Below are 356 nucleotides of genomic sequence, written 5' to 3' on the forward strand. Positions count from 1 at the left end.
GCAATTTCATTCTATAAATTGGAGAATTAGTTTTATTTCTACTGAATCTCCCATCTACTTATTCCTAAAGTTGCTTTCATTTGCCTCTTTTGATACACTTAAACTATGAATACAAATCTCAAGCCCAAACTTCAGCGTTTTGCTTCTGCGACTGCCTTTGCCTGTCCTATCTGTCAAGAAAATCTGACTCTGTTAGAGACTAATTTCAAGTGCTGCAACCGTCATTCTTTTGACTTGGCGAAATTTGGCTATGTCAATCTAGCACCTCAAATCAAGCAATCTGCTAACTATGACAAGGAAAATTTTCAAAACCGTCAACAAATCCTAGAAGCCGGCTTTTACCAAGCTATCTTAGA

1 protein-coding gene is annotated in these 356 nt (G+C 37.1%); it reads left to right on the top strand.

Features of this window, described 5'->3' with window-relative positions; genetic code table 11:
- Window positions 1-105 precede the first annotated feature (105 nt).
- On the top strand, window positions 106-356 hold a 251-nt coding region (locus EDI28_RS27505; RefSeq protein WP_369122695.1), incomplete at its 3' end, for a putative RNA methyltransferase.

The sequence above is a fragment of the Photobacterium chitinilyticum genome, assembly GCF_004104355.1.
Taxonomy (GTDB): Bacteria; Pseudomonadota; Gammaproteobacteria; order Enterobacterales; family Vibrionaceae; genus Photobacterium; species Photobacterium chitinilyticum.